The 19,111-nt window shown below is 64.1% G+C and carries 14 protein-coding genes and 1 pseudogene; 8 read left to right on the top strand and 7 right to left on the bottom strand.

Annotated elements, in window-relative coordinates:
- Positions 1-111 precede the first annotated feature (111 nt).
- From GYA94_RS08970 to GYA94_RS08980, 3 genes are all read left to right on the top strand, one after another.
- Complete coding sequence (locus GYA94_RS08970; protein ID WP_029887123.1) at positions 112-1,731, top strand: NADP-dependent glyceraldehyde-3-phosphate dehydrogenase; 1,620 nt, start codon at positions 112-114, stop codon at positions 1,729-1,731.
- A 155-nt stretch (positions 1,732-1,886) separates the two neighbouring features.
- Positions 1,887-3,068 (top strand): DUF8534 domain-containing protein, encoded by a 1,182-nt coding sequence (locus tag GYA94_RS08975; RefSeq protein WP_161892158.1) that lies wholly within the window; start codon positions 1,887-1,889, stop codon positions 3,066-3,068.
- Positions 3,069-3,167: 99 nt separating this feature from the next.
- On the top strand, positions 3,168-5,936 hold the full coding sequence (locus tag GYA94_RS08980) for an amino acid adenylation domain-containing protein (RefSeq protein ID WP_161892159.1): 2,769 nt from the start codon (positions 3,168-3,170) through the stop codon (positions 5,934-5,936).
- Here the strand turns inward: GYA94_RS08980 and GYA94_RS08985 are convergent.
- Positions 5,933-6,412 (bottom strand): isochorismatase family protein, encoded by a 480-nt coding sequence (locus tag GYA94_RS08985; protein ID WP_009685570.1) that lies wholly within the window; start codon positions 6,410-6,412, stop codon positions 5,933-5,935. The two genes, GYA94_RS08980 and GYA94_RS08985, sit on opposite strands and share 4 nt — an antisense overlap.
- Before the next feature lie 178 nt (positions 6,413-6,590).
- Between GYA94_RS08985 and GYA94_RS08990 the strand changes: the two genes are divergently transcribed.
- Together GYA94_RS08990 and GYA94_RS28155 are read left to right on the top strand one after the other, a co-directional pair.
- Entirely contained in the window at positions 6,591-7,454 is an 864-nt protein-coding gene (locus tag GYA94_RS08990; protein WP_161892160.1) for a sensor domain-containing diguanylate cyclase, read from the top strand.
- A gap of 6 nt (positions 7,455-7,460) precedes the next feature.
- Positions 7,461-7,574 (top strand): annotated as a pseudogene (locus tag GYA94_RS28155) (class I SAM-dependent methyltransferase); the annotation flags it as partial.
- A gap of 25 nt (positions 7,575-7,599) precedes the next feature.
- Here the strand turns inward: GYA94_RS28155 and quiC are convergent.
- Complete coding sequence (gene quiC / locus GYA94_RS08995) at positions 7,600-9,507, bottom strand: 3-dehydroshikimate dehydratase QuiC (protein WP_054912277.1); 1,908 nt, start codon at positions 9,505-9,507, stop codon at positions 7,600-7,602.
- A 291-nt stretch (positions 9,508-9,798) separates the two neighbouring features.
- Between quiC and GYA94_RS09000 the strand changes: the two genes are divergently transcribed.
- On the top strand, positions 9,799-11,172 hold the full coding sequence (locus GYA94_RS09000; RefSeq protein ID WP_054881118.1) for an MFS transporter: 1,374 nt from the start codon (positions 9,799-9,801) through the stop codon (positions 11,170-11,172).
- Between the two features lie 33 nt (positions 11,173-11,205).
- Here GYA94_RS09000 and GYA94_RS09005 read toward each other — a convergent pair whose 3' ends face one another.
- The 4 genes from GYA94_RS09005 to tam all read right to left on the bottom strand — a co-directional run bounded on the left by GYA94_RS09005 (position 11,206) and on the right by tam (position 15,483).
- On the bottom strand, positions 11,206-12,618 hold the full coding sequence (locus GYA94_RS09005) for a DOPA decarboxylase (RefSeq protein WP_161892161.1): 1,413 nt from the start codon (positions 12,616-12,618) through the stop codon (positions 11,206-11,208).
- 164 nt (positions 12,619-12,782) lie between these two features.
- Complete coding sequence (locus GYA94_RS09010; RefSeq protein ID WP_054903811.1) at positions 12,783-13,727, bottom strand: LysR family transcriptional regulator; 945 nt, start codon at positions 13,725-13,727, stop codon at positions 12,783-12,785.
- Between the two features lie 115 nt (positions 13,728-13,842).
- Complete coding sequence (locus GYA94_RS09015; protein WP_009685578.1) at positions 13,843-14,553, bottom strand: YebC/PmpR family DNA-binding transcriptional regulator; 711 nt, start codon at positions 14,551-14,553, stop codon at positions 13,843-13,845.
- A 153-nt stretch (positions 14,554-14,706) separates the two neighbouring features.
- The gene (gene tam, locus GYA94_RS09020; protein ID WP_110677259.1) at positions 14,707-15,483 is read right to left on the bottom strand and encodes a trans-aconitate 2-methyltransferase; all 777 of its coding nucleotides are present in this window, start codon (positions 15,481-15,483) and stop codon (positions 14,707-14,709) included.
- A gap of 111 nt (positions 15,484-15,594) precedes the next feature.
- Between tam and GYA94_RS09025 the strand changes: the two genes are divergently transcribed.
- Positions 15,595-15,774: a hypothetical protein gene (locus GYA94_RS09025; RefSeq protein ID WP_110677261.1), complete on the top strand. Its 180-nt coding sequence runs from the start codon at positions 15,595-15,597 to the stop codon at positions 15,772-15,774.
- 3 nt (positions 15,775-15,777) lie between these two features.
- Here GYA94_RS09025 and GYA94_RS09030 read toward each other — a convergent pair whose 3' ends face one another.
- Positions 15,778-17,190 (bottom strand): amino acid permease, encoded by a 1,413-nt coding sequence (locus GYA94_RS09030; protein ID WP_161892162.1) that lies wholly within the window; start codon positions 17,188-17,190, stop codon positions 15,778-15,780.
- A 325-nt stretch (positions 17,191-17,515) separates the two neighbouring features.
- On the opposite strand from GYA94_RS09030, the gene GYA94_RS09035 reads away from it, so the two are divergent.
- Entirely contained in the window at positions 17,516-18,940 is a 1,425-nt protein-coding gene (locus tag GYA94_RS09035) for an aminotransferase-like domain-containing protein (RefSeq protein WP_054912274.1), read from the top strand.
- Positions 18,941-19,111 lie beyond the last annotated feature (171 nt).

Here is a 19,111-nt window from a genome sequence, read left to right on the forward strand (position 1 = left end):
CTGCGCTCACGGGTGTACCACACTGGTGTTTTTCCCGGCGCCGGTGCATGCTCAGTGCTGAAGCGATTCACCTGGCTTGAAATCCGCCCTGTAACGTGAGGTGCAGTAACCATGGACCGTCTGCTCGATTCACTCTTCCCCACCGCTGATAGCATCCCGGAAACCTGGCGCCTGGGGGGCCCACTGGAACAACGCGAATACCTGGTCAACGGGCAACTGCGACGCTGGGAAGGCCCGCTGGCCACGGTGCGCAGCCCCGTGTGGCTCAAGCAGGGTGACGAGGAACAGCAGGTCATACTGGGCAGCGCACCCTTGCTCGATGCCGATACCGCCCTCACCGCCCTCGATGCCGCCGTGCAGGCCTACGACAAGGGCCGTGGCGCCTGGCCGAACATGCGGGTGGCCGAGCGTATCCAGCACGTGGAGACCTTCCTCGCCCGTATGCGCGAACAGCGCCAGGCGGTGGTCAAGTTGCTGATGTGGGAGATCGGCAAGAACCTCAAGGACTCGGAAAAGGAATTCGACCGTACCTGCGACTACATCGTCGATACCATCAACGCCCTCAAAGACCTCGACCGCCGCTCCAGCCGCTTCGAACTGGAACAAGGCACGCTGGGCCAGATTCGCCGGGCCCCGCTTGGCGTGGCGCTGTGCATGGGCCCCTACAACTACCCGCTGAACGAAACCTTCACCACGCTGATCCCGGCGCTGATCATGGGTAACACCGTGGTGTTCAAACCGGCCAAGTTCGGCGTGCTGCTGATCCGCCCGCTGCTCGAAGCGTTCCGCGACAGCTTCCCGCCTGGGGTGATCAACGTCATCTACGGGCGCGGCCGCGAAACGGTCAGCGCCCTGATGGCCAGTGGCAAGGTCGACGTGTTCGCCTTCATCGGCACGCACAAGGCTGCCAGCGACCTGAAAAAACTGCACCCACGCCCGCACCGCCTGCGCGCGGCCCTGGGCCTGGATGCCAAGAACCCGGGCATCGTGCTGCCGCAGGTCGACCTCGACAACGCGGTCGAAGAAGCGGTGACCGGTGCGCTGTCCTTCAACGGCCAGCGCTGCACGGCACTGAAGATCCTGTTTGTGCACGAGGACGTGGTCGAGGCCTTCCTCGACAAGTTCCAGCGCAAGCTGGCCGCGCTCAAGCCCGGCATGCCGTGGGAACCTGGGGTGGCCCTGACACCTCTGCCCGAACCCGGCAAGGTCGACTACCTCGATGGCCTGGTCGCCGATGCCAGGGCCAAGGGCGCCCAGGTACTCAACGAAGGCGGCGGCCACAGCCGCGGCTCGTTCTTCTTCCCGGCGCTGTTGTACCCGGTCAACCACAGCATGCGGGTGTACCACGAAGAACAGTTCGGCCCGCTGGTACCGGTGGTGCCCTACCGCGACCTGCAAACGGTGATCGACTATGTGCTGGACTCTGACTACGGCCAGCAACTGAGCCTGTTCGGCAACGACCCGCAGACCATCGGCAGCCTGGTCGATATATTCGCCAACCAGGTCGGGCGCATCAACATCAACGCGCAATGCCAGCGTGGCCCTGACACCTACCCGTTCAACGGCCGCAAGAACAGCGCCGAAGGCACGTTGTCGGTGGATGATGCCTTGCGGGTATTCTCGATCCGTACCTTGGTCGCCACACGCTTCCAGGACGCCAACAAGGAACTGATCAGCGACATCATTCGCAATCGCCAGTCCAGTTTCCTGACCACGGACTACATCTTCTGACCGCTCGCTTTTGCGCCTGCATGACCGATTCGCGGCAACAGGGCACCGCACCGGTGCCCATTGCCCAGGAGCATCGACTCGACGGTAACCGAGCGGCCAGTTGAAAGCGGCAGCGCTTTGCTTGAAGCTTGAGGCTCGTAGCTTGGAGCTGCTTCATGCGAATCATCGACAAAACCGCGACCCAGGTGCGCAGCCTGACCCCCGCCGAAGAAGAGCTGCTGGTCGGCTTTGCCACCGGCACCCTGGGCGGCCCGCGCCTGCTGCAGGCCAACCAGCTGCTGATGAAGGTGCGCAATGCCAACCAGTGGCTGGCCTGCGATTGCCGCAACGATGCCTTGCCGGTGCTCAATGTCACGCTCAATGGCAACACCGGCACGCTGTTCCTGAAGAACAACCCGGGGACCGCCGAGCATGCGGCCGGTTGCCCCTTCAGCAAAGACGAGCGCGAAGCCGCCGAGCGCGAAAACGACCCCGCGCCACCCGCCGCCTGGCTGCCACCCGACACGCCCCTGCGGCTGATTGGTGATTTCCGTGCCGGCGGCGCTGGCGACGGTGGCGAAGGCAGCGAGCGACGCGCACAGCAGCGCCTGCTGGCGCTGTTGCTGACCTGGATCGAGACCAGCGGCCTGAACCTGTATGCCACGCACCTGAAGAAGGACCTGACCGGGCAGTTTGCCGAACTGCGCAGCGTGGCGAGCCGTTACCCGCTGCTGGAGCGGGTGCCGGCCAGCAACTACCTGGAAACCCGCCTGGACATGAAGCACATGATGATGCTCAAGGCGCGGTTGCGCGAAGCCAAGGTGTTCGGCAACCACCGCCGGCACGGCCTGTTGCTTGACTGCGTCGATCAGATCAAGGGGCGCAAGCTGTTCAACAACCGCAACGAAGACGGGTTCGATTTCCAGGGGCATCACTTGTACTGGGGCGGCAGCCGCACCAGCGGACCGCTGCTGGCACTGATGCTGTACTCGCCGACCAGTGCCGGCAGCCATTACTACGAGCTGATCCATGTGGCCAGCGTACCCGTGCTGTCCCGCGCCCACCTGTTCCCCGTGTACCGCGACGAGGAGCGCGAGCCGCTCAAGGCGTTGGTGTCGCTGGTCGACTGGATGGCCAGCAAGGGTGTGAAAGTGCAGATGCGCCGGCCGGTGATCGGCGGCGCGCTGGCAGACGAGTTGGTGATGACCTCGGATCAGGACCGGGTATTGTCGATATCGCTACTGGAGCAACCGCTGGGCCCCGAGCCGGACGCGGAGAACTTCAAGCGCTACGCCGATTTCAAGAGCCCGGAAACCTTCCGCAAGTTCGTTGCCGGGTTCTTCATGCGCGAACGCTGAACATCGCCTGTTGTTCGCACCCATTGGCGCCATGGGCCAGCCTGCACTAGCGTTGTGCTACCAGCCAGGCAAAACGTTCATGCGGAGCCCCAACCCATCATGCCGGACCTGCGCCCGAACCCGACGCTGTGCCTGCAGTACCGTGCCGAGCAGCCTATTCACCAAGCCTTCCTGCAACAGGCTGAGCGTTGCCCCGAAGCCCCTGCAATCATCACCGCGCACAGGCTTTGCACATACGCCCAGCTGGCGCAGATCAGCCAAGGTATCGCTGCGTATTTGCTGGAAAAAACCGTCAATAGCGACGACCGTGTGCTGATTGTTGCCGAGCGGGGCGCGGCACTGGTCTACGCCATGCTTGGCTGCCTGCGCGCCGGGCGGGCGTTCAGCGTGGCCGATGCGGCCTACCCTGCCGTCCGCCTGCAACAGCTCGCCAGCAGCTTGGCACCTCGGGTAGTCCTGCGCTGTGGCCAGGCACACGTCGAAGCAGCAGACGCCTGTGTGGTAACTGTGCCCCAGGACCCGGTCGAGGCACTGCATGCCTTTGACCGGCCAACGGCGCAACTGCCCGCGGTCAGCGCAGGGCAACCGGCCTACATCACCTTCACCTCGGGCAGCACCGGCGAGCCCAAGGCGATCGTTACCCATCACGCGCCGCTGGTGCACTTCATCGACTGGCATGTGCACCAGCACGGGCTGACCCAGGCCGACACGTTCTCGCTACTGTCCGGCCTCGGCCACGACCCGGTTTACCGCGATGTATTCACGCCACTGTCGCTGGGCGCCAGCATTGCCTGCCCGGCCCAGGCCAGCCTTACCGACCCTGCACAGCTGGCCAGCTGGATTGCGTTGCACCGCGTCAGCGTCATTCACCTCACCCCACCGCTGGGCAAGCTGATCGAGACCGGCGCGCAGCTGCAGGGCCAGCTGTTCAGGCAACTGCGTTACCTGTTCTGGGGCGGCGATGCACTCAGCCCGGCGCTGTACCAGCAAATGCGTGCCGTGGCGCCGAATGCCGTCAACGTAAATTTCTATGGCACCACCGAAACCCCGCAAGCCATGGCGTACCACACGCTCGACCCGACCGCGGAACAGGCCCGGGTGCCCCTGGGCAAAGGCATCGCCGATGCGCAACTGCTGGTCGTGAACGCGGCCGGGCAACTGGTGGGCGAAGGTGAAACCGGCGAAATCCTGATCCGCAGCCCCTATCTGTCCCTTGGCTATTGGGGCGACCCGGCGCTGACCGAAGCCAGGTTCATCACCAACCCGTTCACCGGGCTGGCCAGCGACCGCTGCTACCGCACTGGCGACCTGGGCACTTACCTGGCCGATGGCAGTGCCTGTTTCCTCGGCCGGGCTGACGGCCAGGTGAAAGTGCGGGGGCACCGCGTGGAACTGGCGGAGATAGAAAACACCATCAGCCGCCTGCCTGCCGTCCGGCAGTGCGTAGTACTGGCCAACCATGACCACCCATTGCCCCGCCTGATTGCCTACTGCGTGTTGCATCAGCCCGGCAGCGCCGACGACCTGCGCCTGGCTATCGCCCGCCAATTGCCGGACTACATGGTGCCGGCACTGTTCATCTTCGTGCAGGCCATACCGCTCACCCCGAACGGCAAGGTCGACAAACGCGCCCTGCCCGCCCCGGTTCAAGAGCCGACCAGCCAACCCTCGTCAGCGCTGGCCGAGAAGCTGTGCAGCGAGTGGGCACGAATACTGCGGGTGCCGCGCCTGGACCCACGCTTGAGCTTTGTCGAGCTGGGCGGTGACTCGCTTTCATTCGTACAGGCCTCGAGAGTGCTCGAGCGGTTGATCGGCCACCTGCCAGACCGTTGGGAAAGCCTGCCGGTCAACCGGCTGGCCGAGCTCAGCGCACCGCATGAAGGCGGGTGGCGGGTCATGGAAATGCCGGTGTTCGTGCGTATGCTCGCCATCATCCTGATCGTGGTCGGCCACCTCAGCGGCATGACCCCTTGGCCGATCGTGGGCGAAACGTCGGTACTGTTCCTGGTCTCTGGCATCAGCCTGGCGCGTTTCCAGCTCAAGGCCATTGAAACCCGGGGGGATGCACGCACACTGCTGCCGTCCCTGGCCGCCATCGTGGTGCCGACCGTGCTGTATACCGCGCTGCTGCAACTGGTGTTCGACCGGGTGCACTGGCAATCGCTGCTGTTGGTGTCCAACTGGTTTGCGACCGGCGAGGTTGGCCTGTTCAACTACTGGTATATCGAAGTGCTGGTGCAGATGATCGTGATCATTGGCCTGGTGCTGTCAAGCAAGCGGGTACGCCAGGCCGTCAACGCCGCTCCGTTCCGCTGGCTGATCCTGGCTGCCTGTACGCTGGTAGCGGTGGATGTGTTACTCGACCGCTGGGTGTTCGACGCCAGTGGCCTGCTGCACCGGGTGCCGCAACACTTCCTGGCGGTGATGGTGCTGGGCATGGCCGTGCACCATGCCGATACCCCCGCCCGCAAAGCGGTGGCCAGCGCGGTAGCGGTGCTGGTGGTCGCAGAACTGGACCTGATAGCGGTGGCCGGTATTGGCTGGCAGGCCGTCACCCACTATGTCGATATTGCCTTGCCGGCGATGCTGGCGCTGATCTGGCTGCGCGCAGTCCCCGTACCGGCCTGGCTGGCACGTGCGGGTGCGGTGATTGCTTCGGCCACCCTGTTCATCTACCTGACGCACTTCCAGTTCCAGTCGGTGGCGGACCGTATCGCCACATACCTGCTGTTCGAGGTTGCCTTGGCCATCGCCGGGGGCGTGGCCGTGAGTGTCGCGTGGAATACCAGCACGCGCTGGCTGCTCAGCCGCTGGCGCGCTGGCAGAAAAGCGCACGGGGATGATGACGGGGTGCAGCGCGTGACCTAGCCCGCCAGTTCAGCCAGGACTTCAGCCGACGTGGTGACCTGGCGGAAGTGGTGCTGCCATAGCTCGATGCCAAGCTTGCCGGAACGGTCCAGCGAGGAGCCGACCGTCATGTCGGTGACCAGGGTGGGCATCAGCCCGGCATCGAACAGGGCAAACCCGGCGGCCAGCACACAGGTTTCGGTTTGCAGGCCACACACCAGCACGCGCTCCACGCCCATTTGCCGAATGTACGCGATCGCTTCGGCGCTTTGCCCGTAACCATGCTTGACGAACACCTGGTCAGCCTCCACCAGGCTTTCGTCCTCTGCCGCCGGGTGCCAGCCAAGCTGGCGCGCAAACGGCGTGACCCGCTCGTCGTGCAGTTCGACCGAGGCTACGGTAGGAATATTGGCTGACAACCGACGCAGCCCATCGACCAGCCACTCGGGCGGGCTGAAGGTGGACTGGACATCGACGATTAACAACACCTGGCGCATGGGCGAATTCCGGCACGGGCAAAAGCGCGGAGTATAACGCGCCTGCACGGCTGCTGTGGCTGCCCACGCCTGGCTAGCGCTCAGGCACGGCCAAACTGCCCTGTAAAGGCTTGCCCCCCGGTCACATCCGGCGCTGTTTCAGCTATGATCGGGCATCCCGCCGAGGACGCCGTGAACCATGCCCGTAGACCTGCACGCGTTGTACCCCAGGCTGATCCACCTGATGCTCGACACGGTCTTCGTGGTCGACCGGGACAACCAGATCATCTTTGTCAGCGATGCCTGCGAAGCGCTGTTGGGCTACCGGGCATGCGAGCTGGTCGGTACCGCAATTACCGACTACATGCACCCCGAAGACCTGGCAACCACTCGCGCTTCGATCCTGCGGGTCATGAATGGCCAACCGCATTATGACTTTCACAACCGCTACATCCGCAAGGACGGTGGCGTGGTGCATATACTCTGGGCGGCCTGCTGGTCAGATGAGGCCCAGGCTCGCATCGGCGTGGCGCGGGACATTACCGCCCAGCACCAGGCCGAAGCCGAACTGCGCTTTCTGGCGCATCACGACTCGCTGACCCGACTGGCCAACCGGGCCATGTTCAACCAACGGCTCGACGCCGCCCTGGCCAGCGCTCGGCGGCATGACCGCCCATTGGCATTGCTGTTTATCGATATCAACGATTTCAAGCAGATCAACGATAACCACGGCCACAGCGTGGGCGACCGGGTACTGTGCACACTGGCCCGGCGCCTGGATAGCTGCGTAGCGGGCAGCGCGACGGTGGCGCGGATGGGCGGTGACGAGTTCACCGTGCTGTTGCCCGATTGCCCGTCAGCCGAGGTCGTGGCCACACAGGTGCAGCATATCCTGGCCGTCATGGCCGAACCGCTGGATGGCGAGTTGGCCGGGCTCCAGGCGCCTTCCTGCAGCATTGGCATCGCGCGCTTCCCCGAAGACGGCACCGATGCCGACATGCTGCTGCGCCATGCAGACGGCCACATGTACCGGGTCAAACGGCAACGCGCCGCGGCAGGCTGAACACAGATGAACAGGCGCGACCCTGAAGACGCTTTGCTCGACAGCTGGCAGCACAATGCCCAGGCCTGGATTGACACAGTACGCAGCGGCGCCATCGAGCGCCGCCGCGAGGTGACTGACGCCCAGGCTCCAGGGCACCGCGTGGTCAGAGCACTGGCTTGCGCACCGCGCCGCTCCGGGCTTTGGCCATGGCCGCCAGGCGCACCGCGACGTTAGCCGCACCGTAGCCGCTATAACCCCCCTTGCGCTGGATGATCTCGAAGAAAAAGCGCTCTTCGAAGGGCTCGGTGTACACATGGAACAGCTCGCCACCCTGGGCGTCGCGGTCATAGAGCACGTTGTAGTAAGCCAACTCGCTGAGGAACTCGTCGTCGAAATCGAAGCGCGCCGCCAGGTCGTCATAGTAGTTCAGCGGAATTTCCAGCAACGGCACACCGGCCAGCTTGGCGCGCGCCACTTCGCTGAAGATGTCGTCGCAATCGAAGGCAATATGGTGCACCCCGGAACCGCGGTAGCTGGACAGCGCATGGGCAATGGCGGTGTTGCGGTTTTCCGAAATGTTCAGCGGCAGGCGCAAGGTGCCGCACTGGCTGCGCAGGGCGCGGCTCTTGACCAGGCCGTACGGGTCGGGCAGCACCACCTCGTCGTCGGCGGCGAAATCGAACAGGCTCTTGTAGAACAACACCCAGCTGTCCAGCGACTCGGCTGGCAGCGCCAGGGCCATGTGGTCGATGCGGCGCAGGCCACCGGTGGCGCTCACGCTCGGGTCCAGGCTGAAGTCGGTGTCATACAGCGTATGCCCGGCGGTGCCCTGCTCTACCAGGTACAACAGGCTGCCATCGGGTGCGCGTACCGCCGGCACCTCGCACTCGTTGGGGCCGACCAGGCCGCGGAACGGCTGGCCACGGTAGGCAGTGGCACGCTTGAGCGCAGCCTGCTGGTCCTTGACCCGCAGCGCGGTGGCGCACAATGACGGGCCATGGGCTTCGAAGAAGTTGTGGCCAAAGGAGTAAGGCTCTGCGTTCAGTACGATGTTGATATCGCCTTGGCGCAGCAGCTGCACTTCCTTGCTGCGGTGCTTGCCCGCTTCGGCAAAGCCCAGCCGCTTCAGCCAGCTGCCCAGGCGCGCGCCAACGGCCTCATCGACCGCAAATTCCAGGAACTCGACGCCGTCATAACGACTGGCCGCGGGCGGGGTGAACAGTACGCCAGGCTCGATCGGGGTATTTTCCTGTTCCAGGCGCAGCCGGGTTTGCTCTTCCAGGTACAACAACGAGCGCAGGCCGTCGGCGGCGTTCTGCCGGGTAGGCGCTGCACGGAAGCCGTCATTGAAGATTTCCAGCGACAGCGGGCCACGGTAGCCGGTGGCCAGGATCGGCGCGAGGAAGCCGGCCATGTCCATTTCGCCTTGCCCCGGGAAGCAGCGGAAGTGGCGGCTCCACTCCAGCACGTCCATCGCCAGGATCGGTGCGTCAGCCATCTGTACGAAGAAAATCTTGTCGCCAGGGATGTCGCGGATCGCGCGCGGGTCGCCCTTCAGCGACAAGGTATGGAAACTGTCGAGGATCACCCCGAGGGCCGGGTGGTCGGCCTGGCGCACCAGGTTCCAGACCTGCTGGTAGGTGTTGACGTGGCGGCCCCAGGCCAGCGCTTCGTAACCGATACGTAGGCCACGCTTGCCAGCATGTTCGGCAAGCAGCCGCAGGTCGTCGACCAGCACCTGTTCATCGCCCAGGGCATCGGCCTGGACGTTGCTGCACACCAGCACCAGGTCAGTACCCAGCTCCTGCATCAGGTCGAACTTGCGCTCGGCGCGGTCCAGGTTTTTCTGCAGGCGGTCGCGGCGGCAGCCTTCGAAATCACGAAACGGCTGGAACAAGGTAATGGCAATACCCAGGTCGGCGCACATCTGCCGCACCTGGCGGGGGCTGCCGGCATAGTAGAGCAGGTCATTTTCGAAGATCTCGACGCCGTCGAAACCGGCGGCGGCGATGGCTTCGAGCTTTTCCGGCAGGGTGCCGCTCAAGGACACGGTAGCGATCGAACGCTGCATGGCGGGAGTTCCTTGTTGTTTGGAAGGTATACAGTGCCAGACAGGCAGAAAGACCTGTCACAGTTTATGGCACGATCGATTATTCGCAGGTAGAGTCGCTGCTTCAATCTCTTTGTACGGAATGGTTAGTTTTGCGTTCGATTATCGCACAAAACCCGTTTTAGCGAATTGCCAGTCAACTGGCCCGTGGTCAACATGATCCACAGACGCAGGCACACCGACCGCTGCCTCCTGCCTTGGCAAACACCCCTGGCGGAACCTGCGCAAACAACAATAACAACGGAGACAACGATGGCTCACTCCAGCTCGCAAGCAAAAAAAGCGACCGCCAGTGGATGGATAGGCTCGGCACTCGAGTACTACGACTTTTTCATCTATGCCCAGGCCGCTGCACTGATTTTCCCGCAGATCTTCTTCCCCAATACCGACCCGAAAATGGCCATCATCGCGTCGCTGGCCACCTATGGCGTGGGTTACCTGGCCCGCCCGGTGGGCGCCTTCGTGCTGGGCCACTGGGGTGATACCCGTGGCCGCAAGAACGTGTTGCTGCTGTGCATGTTCCTGATGGGCCTGTCGACCATGGCCGTGGGCCTGCTGCCCACCTACCACGACATCGGCTTCCTGGCACCGGCCTTGCTGGTGGTGCTGCGCCTGATCCAGGGCTTCGCCGTGGCCGGGGAAATCTCCGGCGCCAGTTCGATGATCATGGAGCACGCGCCCTTCGGCCGAAGGGGCTACTATGCCAGCTTCACCCTGCAGGGTGTACAGGCGGGCCAGGTCATGGCAGCAGCGGTCTTCCTGCCACTGGCGTACTTCATGCCCAGCGAGGCCTTCAATGACTGGGGCTGGCGCATTCCCTTCCTGATGAGCGCCATCGTGCTGATCGCCGGTTTCATCATCCGCAAGGAAGTGCATGAAACCCCGGCATTCGTGAAGGAAGAGAAACAGGACAAAGTAGCCAAGTCGCCGATCAGCGAAGCGTTCCGCCACAGCTGGAAGCACATGGTGCTGGTGATGTTCATGGCCCTGATGAACGTGATTCCGGTAGTCGCCACCATCTTCGGTGCGGCCTACGCGGTGCAGCCGGCCTATGGCATCGGCTTCGACAAGAGCGTCTACCTGTGGATCCCCGTGGTCGGCAACATCGTCGCGGTACTGGTGATTCCGTTCGTCGGCAACCTGTCGGACAAGATCGGCCGCCGCCCGACCATGATTGCGGGCTGCCTGGGCTCGGGCCTGCTGGCGTTCGTCTACCTGTATGCGATCAGCATTCAGAACGTGCCACTGGCATTCATCACCTCGATCGTCATGTGGGGCATGGTCTACCAGGGTTACAACGCGGTATTCCCAAGCTTCTACCCTGAGTTGTTCCAAACCCGCTACCGCGTTTCGGCCATGGCCATTGCGCAGAACATCGGTACCATGCTGACCGCCATGTTGCCGGCGCTGTTCGCCCTGGTTGCGCCACCCGGCTCGGACAACATCCCGCTGGTGATCGGTGGGCTGGCGTTCTTCATCACTTGCGTGTGTGCCCTGGCGGCCTACATTGCCCCGGAAACCCATCGCCTGGCGATGGAAGACCTGGGTAACCCGCAGGCCAAGCCGATGGAAAAGGAAGCCTATGAAGCCAGCCGCAAAGGCAGCGTCCAGGCGGTAAGCCACTGACAGGCGCGGGGCCGCAAAGCGGCCCCAGCCATTTCAGCCCTGAACCACGCCCTGCAAGCGCGCCCACAGCCGCTCCACATCGCCCCGCTCGGTCGGCAAGGCGCCGATCGACACCCGTACCATCCAGCGGCCATCCAGCGTCGCCGGGGTCACGTAGGCATCACCGCTGGCGTTGAGCCGCTGCGCCCAAGCCTGGGTGTACGTGTCCAACGCCTCGCCCTCCAGCCCCTGCGGCCGATGACGAATGCACAAGGTCTGCAACTGCACGGGCGCCAACAGCTCCCAACCTTGCGCAGCGCTGACCTGCCCTGCCAGCCAGCGGGCATTGTCCAGGTCGCGTCGCAGCCGCGCCTGCAACGCTTCCAGGCCCTCGCTGCGCAACATGAACCACAGTTTCAACGCACGGAACCGGCGCCCCAGCGGGATCCCCCAGTCGCGCAGGTTCTTCACCTCCCCATCCACTGCCGACTGCAGGTAGCTGGGGTTGGTGCTCATCACTCGGATCAGGTGCTGCGGGTCGCGCACGTAATAGATCGAGCAATCGAACGCCACGCCCAGCCACTTGTGCGCATTGACCACCACCGAGTCGGCCAGCTCGATGCCGTCCCACATCCAGCGGCATTCCGGCAGGATCATCGCCGAACCGGCCATGGCCGAGTCGACGTGCAGCCACAGGCCATGGGCCTGGGCAACTTCGCCGATCGGGCGCAGCGGGTCCACGGCTGTGGTGGTGGTGGTGCCGGTGGTGGCCACGACGGCGCAGGGCTGGTTGCCGGCAGCCAGGTCCTGCTCGATGGCCGCCTGCAAGGCCTGCGGGCGCAGCGCGTAGTGTTCGTCGGTGGGGATCAGGCGAATGTTGTCACGCCCGAAGCCGGCCAGCAGCGCGGCCTTGTCCACCGAGCTGTGGGCGTGGGCACTGACATACACGATCAATGGCCTGGCTTCGGCCTGCAGGCCACCCCGCACCAAAGCGTAACCGGTGGCGCGTTCGCGCGCGCTGATCAACGCCACCAGGGTGCTGGTCGAGGCGGTGTCCTGGATGACCCCGCTCCATTGGCCGGACAAACCCAGCAACCGGCGCAGCCAGTCGAGGGTGGTTTCTTCCAGTTCGCTCAGGGCCGGGCTGGACTGCCATGACAGGCCCAGCACACCCAGGCCGGTACTGAGGAAGTCACCCAGTACCGAGGACAAGGTGCCATTGGAGGGGAAGTAGCCATAGAAGTCAGGGTGCTGCCAGTGGGACAGGCCAGGCATGAGCAGTGCGTTCACGTCGTCGAGAATGGCCTCGAAGGGTTCACCTTGCTGGGGGGCTTGCCCTGGCAAGGCGGCCTTGAGGTAACCGGGTTCGACCTGGGCCATGACCGGGCGCTCGCCCACGGTCTGGCGGTAGTCGGCGATCAGGTCGATCAGCTGGTGGCCGTATTGGCGGAATTGCTCGGGGGTCACGCGGGCTCTCCTTTGGGTCATCCGTAGCCTGTTATGGCCCTATCGCAGGCAAGCCAGCGCCCACAGAGCAGGACGCTGGCTTGGACAGGGCCAGCACAGGCAACACAATGCCCCCAGTCTAGGCGCCTATGCCCAGACGAATAACCCCATGTCACGCATAGTTGCTATGGCAAACGCGCATGCCCACCCTGCACGCCGAACTGCGACTGGCGCCACAACTCGAATACCCGGTTGCGTAACCAACGGTGCTCGGCCGAGGCCTGCAAACGCTGGTGCCACACCACCCAGTAGCGCTGGCTATGGTCGATAAAGCCCAGCGGCCGCCAAGCCAGGCCATGCAGGCGGCTCAGTTGCCGGGCGATGTGCTCGGGGACGGTGGCCACGGCCTGGCTGCCGGCAACCACCTTGACCGTGGCACAGAAGAACGGCACCTCCAGGCTGACCCGCCGCTGCAGGCCCTGGGCGCGCAGGTGGCGGTCGATGAAGCTGTCCTTGTCGCCGCCACCGGAAATCCGCACGTGCTTGTGCGCCAGGTAGTCCGCCTGGCTGAGGGTGGCTTGCGCCGTCAGCGGATGGTCGCGGCGCATCAGGCACACCGCGCGGTCCTCACCCAGCAGGCGCCCGTGCAGGTTGGGTGGCGACTCGTCGAACAGCGTGGTCGCCAGGTCGATCTCGCCGCTGGCCAGCAAGGCGTACTGGCCGGCCTGCCAGGTGCGGTATTCCAGGGAAACCCCCGGCGCTTCCTGTTCCAGCGCAGCCACCAGCAACGGCAGCATGTGTTCGGCCACGTAGTCCGAGGCAGCCAGGCAGAAGCGCCGCTCGCAGCGGGCCGGGTCGAAGACTGCAGGCTGACGCAGGGCCTGCAGCTCTTCAAGCACTTGCCGCAGGGGCTCGACCAGGGTTTCGGCGTGTTCGCTGAGCACGTAGCCACGGCCTTGGCGGACCAGCAAGGGGTCGCCGAACGCTTCGCGCAGCAGGGCCAGCTGGCGGCTGAGGGCCGGCTGGCTGACGCCGAGGCGCTCGGCAGCGTGGCTGAGGTTCTTCAGCTGCAGCAGGTGGTCGAGGGTGCGCAGGTGGGCGAGGCTGAGGGAGGCGAAGGTGGGGTTCATCGGGTTCGGCTCCGGACCGCTGCGAGGGCTTCGCCCTCGTTTCGCGACACAAGGCCGCGCCTACAGAAGCGGCCTTGCGACGCGATGGGCCGCAAAGCGGCCCCCATTGCACAGATCAGTCGGTCAGACCAACATAAACATTCTGCACATCATCGTTCTCGTCGATCGCTTCGAGGAACGCTTCAACCTCAGCCAGCGCTTCGGCGCTCAGGCTGGCCGCGCTCACCGGGTTTTTCGGGGTATAGCCGATTTTCGCCGAGGTCACGGTGAAGCCATGCTCGGGCAGGGCCTTCTGCACCGCGTCCAGGTCGGTAGTGTCGGTAATGAACAGGGTCGAGCCCTCTTCTTCACCTTCTTCGAAGTCCTGGGCGCCGGCTTCGATCGCGGCCATTTCCGGGTCGGCATCGCCTTCGGGGGTGGCTTCGATCAGGCCGACATGGTTGAAGTCCCAGGTCACCGAACCGCTGGCGCCCAGCTGGCCCTTGCGGAACAGCACGCGGATCTGCGCAACGGTGCGGTTGACGTTATCGGTGAGGCACTCGACGATCAGCGGCACCTGGTGCGGGGCAAACCCTTCGTAGCTGACGGCATGGTACTGCACGGCCTCGCCGTCCAGGCCAGCGCCTTTCTTGATGGCGCGTTCCAGGGTTTCACGGGTCATCGAGGCTTTCTTGGCCTGGACGATGGCCAGACGCAGGCGCGGGTTCATGTCCGGGTCGGCGCCAGATTTGGCCGCAATCTGAATTTCCTTGGCCAGCTTGCCCATGATCTTGCCCTTGGCATTGGCAGCTGTTTCTCTATGCTTGGCTTTCCACTGTGCGCCCATGTCGACTCTCTTTGTTTCAGCGGCCGGTTCAGGAAGCGACCGGCCAAAAGTGGGTGCAGTTTATACGCCCTCGCGCATGGGTTCGACAAGAAATCTCATCAGCCTCGATCCGCTTGCCTGCCGCCCTGGCAGCCGCCTGGCACTGAACTGCCCCTAGCGGGTAGCGATCACGAACAGCCTCGGGAACGGCAACAGCACCTTGCCATCGGTGGCCGGCGGATAGTCGCGCTGCATGGCCTGCAGGTACATCTGCAGGAAATCACCCTGCGCCCGCTCATCGAGCCTGGCCAGGTAAGGGCGCAAAGCCGAGCCTTTGAACCACTCCACCACCGCCTCGGCGCCGCCCACCAGCGGGTGGTGATAGGTGGTGCGCCACACATCGACCCGCGCGCACAGCGGGCTGAGCAAGTCGTAGTAAAAGGCCGCCCCGTGCCGGGGTGGCAGTTGCAGGTCGGCGAACTTCGCGGCCCACGGCCCCTGGCTGGCAATCTCGCGCAATTGCCGGTGGGCCGGCTCATCGAGGTTGTCCGGGGTCTGCACCGCCAGGCTGGCGCCTTCGCTCAACTGGCGCACCAGGTGCGGGTACAGCTTGGCATGCTCGGGCACCCACTGCAGCGAGGCATTGGCAAGGATCAGGTCCTGCGGCTCCGGGGCCGACCAGCCGCTGATGTCGGCAACCACCGTGCGCACCCGGGGGATGCACAAGCGCTTGCGTTCCCGGGCCTTGGCAATCATGTCCGGGTCGCTGTCCAGCGCCATTACCTGGGCATCGGGGTAACGTTGCAGCAGTACCTCGGTGGAGTTGCCAGGGCCGCAACCCAGGTCGGTGGCGTGGCGTACCGGGCGTGACGGCACGGCGGCCAGCAGGTCGCGCACGGCGCGGGTACGTTCGTCTTCGAACAGCGAATACTGGGTGGCGGACCAGGCCATGTGCAGCTCCTCCAGGCGGGTGATAGGTGGAGCATACGCCATGTGGCGGCCGGCGCGTTCGTTGCGGCACGCGCAATGAACTGTCTGGCTGGGTGCAGGGTCATCTGCTGTATGCGCACCCATCTGAAAACCTATATCGCCGTTGCCATCCTGGCCCTGATCGCGGCCGCCGCCCTGCTCGGCTCACCGTGGATGAACCAGGGCTTTCACATGCCCGCCGAAAAAACCCAGGCCCAACAACGCGAAACGGCCGGGTCCCCACGGGAGCCGGCCGTTTCCAAGCGCGAGTGACGCTTAGTGCTGCTTGCTGCCAGAGCGGATCTGGTGCACCACACCCATGGCCACCACGATGGCCGCCGCCACACCGGTGGAGATCACCAGGATCTGGTAGTCAGGCATGAAGGCCATGGTGACCAGTGCCGCCACGATGAAGGCGATGACCAGGTAGGTCAGCCAAGGGAACAGCCACATCTTCAGGCGCACTTCGTTGCCCTCGGCGATCAGCTTGCGGCGCATGCGCAGCTGAGAGAAAGCGATCACCAGGTACACCAGCAGGGCAATCATGCCAGTGGTGTTCATCAGGGTTTCCAGCACGTCTTTCGGGCGCAGGGTCTCGCTGAAGTTGATCAGCGCGCAGACCACGGCCACGGCGCACGAACCCATGATCGCGTACACCGGTACACCGGTGCCGGCGCGGGTGATCTTGAAGAACGACGGTGCATCGCCCCGCTGGGCCAGCGAGAACAGCATGCGCGAAGCGGTGTAATGGCCAGAGATCAGGCAGCTGCTGACCGAGGTCAGTACCACGAAGTTCATCAGCAGTTCGGCGTACGGCACGCCCAGCAGCTCCAGGGTACGGCGGTAGGCGCCATAGCCGGAAACCCCCAGGTGCGGGTCGTTCCACGGTACCAGGCAGACGATCAGGAAGATCGAACCGACGTAGAACAGGCACACCCGCCACACCACCGAGTTGGTCGCCTTGACGATCTGAGCGGCCGGGTCTTTGGCTTCGGAAGCGGCAATGGTGACGATTTCTGCGCCGAGGAAGGCGAACATCACCCCCAGCAAGGCGCCGATGACCGTGGTAATGCCGTTGGGCATGAACCCTTCGGCGGTGAGGTGGCTGATGCCACGCACTTCACCGAATTGCCAGACATTGGTTACCGCAGCGGTACACACGATCAGGAAGCAGACGATCGCGATCACCTTGATCAGGGCGAACCAGAACTCGAACTCACCGTAGTGCTTGACGTTGAAGAAGTTGACGGTGATCAGCAACAGGGTCGTGGCCAGCACGAACACGTTGACGCTCACATCCGGGAAGAACCCATGCAGGATCTTGCCGGCTACGTAAGCTTCCCAGGCCATCAGAATGACCCAGTACCACCAGTACAGCCAGCCAATGGTGAAGCCGGCCCAGCGGCCGATGGCGCGGTCTGCGTAAGTGGAGAACGAGCCGGTATCAGGCGAGGAAGTCGCCATTTCACCCAGCATGCGCATGATCAGCACCACCAGGATGCCGCCTGCCAGATAGGCCAGGACAGCGGCTGGGCCGGCGCTGTGGATCACGCTGCCGGAACCGACGAACAAGGCGCCGCCAATAACCCCGGCGATCGACATCATCGTCAGGTGGCGCGACTTCAGCGAGGCACTGAGCTTGCTCTCGTGCCCGCTTTTCGCGGTGGTGGTAGTGGATGTTGCGTCCATCAGTTGTGTACCCCGTGCTTCTTTTTATCCAAGGAAAACCGTGAAACCCCGATGGCTGGCGGTTTCACCTGTACATCAGTGCTAATGCGGGCAGGATGGTGTGCGCGAACACACGCAGGCCTTCCATGGCGGCCTGCTGACGCGCCCCAGGGCTGGCGCCTGGCGCGAACTGAACATGCTATTGGTGGCGATATCTGACACCTAATGTAAAAATGTCCGACGCAGAGAGCCATGCACAGTGGCATCAAACTCGCACTGCACTGTACAGGTCGCCTATGCAGTACACCCTGCAATTGCCTGGCGATACGCACCCTGAAGGCCCCGAATGTTCGAACTACATCCAGACTCCTCGACCCCGTTGGTGAACCAGATCATCGACGCGCTGCGCGAGCTGATCGATAACCAGACCCTCAAGCCTGGCGCCAAGGTGCCCTCGATTCGCGCCTTTGCCGCGAGCTACTCGGTGAGTACCTTCACCGTGGTCGAGGCATACGATCGCCTGGTGGCCCAGGGCTTGCTGGTGAGCCGGGGCAATGCAGGTTTTTTCGTCAACCGCGCGGCAGCCGAGCTGCTGGAGCAGCACAACGCCGAGGCCGACACCAGTCGACCAACGTTCAACTCCGAGTGGTACCTGCAACAGATCTTCGAGATCCGTCAGTTGCCCTACAAACCCGGATGTGGCTGGCTGCCCAACGACTGGATGTACGAAGAGGGCCTGCGCCGTGGCCTGCGCCAGGTGGCCGGCAGCCCGCTGGAACTGTCGGGGTATGGCGACCCCATGGGCCTGCCGGAGCTGCGTGCACTGACCGCGCAGAACCTGCAGCAGGAATTGTCGATAGTGGCCAACCCGGCGCAGCTGATGCTGACCCACGGCGCCAGCCAGGCGCTGGACCTGGCCGCACGCACGCTGGTCCGGCCGGGGGACGTGGTACTGGTGGACGACCCGGGCTACCCGAACCTGATGAGCATCTTGCGTACCCAGGGCGCGACGCTGGTCGGCGTCCCGCGTACCCCGGCGGGCTACGACCTGAACCAGTTGGAGCAGTTGCTCGCCCATCACCGCCCGACGGCGTTCTTCACCCAGCCGCATTTGCACAGCCCGACCTGCTCGCGCACCCCGCTGCCGCAGCTGCACCGGCTGTTGCAGCTGGCCAGCCAGCACGGCTTCCGCCTGGTCGAGAACAACCTGTACGCCGACATGGTCGCCGAGCCGCAGCCCTGCCTGGCCAGCCTCGACCACCTGCAGCAGGTGGTGTACGTAGGCAGCTACTCGAAGAGCATTTCGCCCAATGTGCGCGTCGGCTACATGCTGGCCAACCCCGAGCTGATGCAGAAGCTGCTGCAGCTGAAAATGCGTTCGGGCCTGACCACATCGCAGGTGATGGAGCGTGTGGTCTATGCCGCGGTCATCGACGGCCGCTGGCGCAAGCACCTCAAGCGTCTGCGCCAGCGCCTGGCGGAGGCGCATCAGGAAGTTGGCCGGCATCTGCATCGATTGGGCTTTGAACTGTTCATTGAGTCCGACGAAGGCATGTACATCTGGACCCGCCATCCGGCGCTACCGGACAGCGCGGCATTGCTGGACGACGCGCTGGAGAAAGGCATCATGCTCGGGCCTGGGCAGTTGTTCATGGTCGATGCCAAAGCCACCGGCTGGATGCGCTTCAACGTGGCGTTCAGCACCGACCCGGCGATGTGGGAGTTGCTGGAGAAAGTGTTGGTCAAGCATGTGCGTCGGGCTGGGCTGTAAGCGATACCGGTCGTGTGAACTTGAGATCGAGCGCCGCCCGCGCGGCGCATCGCGAGCTGCGCTCGCTCCTACGTTTGTTTCGGGCCAATTATGCCTGTGGGGTTTGCGCGCGAACGCATTTGGCGCATGCCTCGATATTGAGCCATCCGCCAAGGCGGTCGCGCGCGCCAA

It is taken from the genome of Pseudomonas juntendi (assembly GCF_009932375.1).
GTDB classification, from domain to species: domain Bacteria; phylum Pseudomonadota; class Gammaproteobacteria; order Pseudomonadales; family Pseudomonadaceae; genus Aquipseudomonas; species Aquipseudomonas juntendi.